This is a genomic window from Neobacillus cucumis, from assembly GCF_002860255.1.
In the GTDB taxonomy this organism is placed as follows: Bacteria; Bacillota; Bacilli; order Bacillales; family Cytobacillaceae; genus Neobacillus; species Neobacillus cucumis_A.
In genome coordinates, this window is record NZ_PGVE01000059.1 from 1 (window position 1) to 1,599 (window position 1,599).

The 1,599-nt window shown below is 41.7% G+C and carries 3 protein-coding genes; all 3 read left to right on the top strand.

Annotation, left to right across the window (positions count from 1 at the left end; genetic code table 11):
• A partial coding sequence (gene argJ, locus CVD27_RS15385) for a bifunctional ornithine acetyltransferase/N-acetylglutamate synthase (RefSeq protein WP_101648786.1) occupies nt 1–716 on the top strand: 716 nt, incomplete at its 5' end.
• Nucleotides 679–1,458 (top strand): acetylglutamate kinase, encoded by a 780-nt coding sequence (gene argB / locus CVD27_RS15390; protein ID WP_101648787.1) that lies wholly within the window; start codon nt 679–681, stop codon nt 1,456–1,458. The genes argJ and argB, both read left to right, overlap by 38 nt.
• The coding region (locus tag CVD27_RS15395) for an aminotransferase class III-fold pyridoxal phosphate-dependent enzyme (RefSeq protein WP_142384105.1) at nt 1,455–1,599 on the top strand (145 nt) is incomplete at its 3' end. The genes argB and CVD27_RS15395, both read left to right, overlap by 4 nt.

Below are 1,599 nucleotides of genomic sequence, written 5' to 3' on the forward strand. Positions count from 1 at the left end.
TGATTGATGATCGTGAAGTAGTAGTAGCGGGTGTTGCAAAAGGTTCCGGAATGATTGAACCGAATATGGCGACGATGCTAGGCTTCATTACAACCGATGCCAATATCGAGTCTGAACATTTACAAACAGCACTAAAAGAAATTACGGATGTAACATTCAACTCCATTACGGTAGACGGTGATACATCAACGAATGATATGGTACTCGTTATGGCAAACGGACTTGCGGGTAATCATTCATTAACTCCAGATCATCCCGAATGGCAATCTTTCGTCGATGCATTGCATGCCGTATCACGTGATTTGGCAAAAATGATCGCTAAAGATGGGGAAGGTGCTACTAAATTAATCGAAGCGAAAGTGACAGGTGCAGTTTCGGATGAACAAGCGCGTCAAATTGCAAAATCTGTTGTAGGCTCACCACTTGTCAAGACGGCAGTATTTGGCTGTGACGCCAACTGGGGGAGAATTATTGCGGCAGTCGGATATAGCGGTGCCACAATAGATCCTGAAGATATCAAAATCTATATCGGTGACACTGTAGTAGTAGAAGGTGGGGAACCTATTCCATTTTCAGAAGAAAAACTGTTGATTTATCTTAAACAACATGAAGTGAAATTTGCAATAGAACTAAACCAGGGAGCTGGTCAAGGAATGGCATGGGGGTGCGATCTTACTTATGACTACGTCCAAATCAACGCAACATACCGCACGTAAAAGACAGGTTATTAAACTAGGTGGCAGTATGCTAGACGAATTAGGCGATAATTTTTTCCAGGGTGTGAAAAAATTACAGCAAGATGGTGTTCAAGTAATTATTGTTCATGGCGGAGGACCAAACATTAATCAAGAGCTTGAAAATCAAGAAGTCACTTCGACTGTAGTTAAAGGATTCCGTGTTACGTCTGCTGAAGCAATTGGTATCATCCAGTCGATCATGATTGGTCAAGTAAATCCAACGCTCGTACATCGCTTTAATCATGAAGGAATCAAGGCGATTGGATTAAGTGGATTCGATGCGAACTTATTTACATGTGATGTACTTGACTTTGAAACGTATGGTTATGTGGGAGAAATAAAAACAGTTAAAACAGAAGTCTTGGATGCGCTACTAGATGCAGGAATTATTCCTGTTATTTCTTGTATCGGTGCAACCATTTCTGGAGAACCATTGAATGTTAACGCGGATACAGTCGCGAGTCGAATTGCATTAGCTGTCGAGGCAGAAAGTTTATTATTAGTTACGGATACATCGGGAATCCGCATTCAAGATCGTCCTCAAGCAGAAGTGGGACCCCAAGCTATTTATGGCTGGATTGAAACAGAAGATATTTACGGAGGAATGATCCCGAAAGTTATGGCGGCTATCGATTGTCTAGAAGCGGGTATTCCATCTGTACAAATTGTCTGTCAAAAATTAAAAGGCACGGTCATTACCAATGAGGAGGCAATCGTGTGACGTATTTATTCAATAACTATGCAAGACGCGCGGTACATCTCGTAAAAGGAAATGGTACCGTAGTAACAGACGATAAAGGGAAAGATTATTTAGACTTTACTAGCGGGATCGCAGTCGTCAGTTTAGGTCATGCTCATCCTG

What these genes read in the sequence shown, in the direction of transcription:
- argB (WP_101648787.1), top strand. Translation starts at nt 679, where the DNA reads ATGACTACGTCCAAATCAACGCAACATACCGCACGTAAAAGACAGGTT.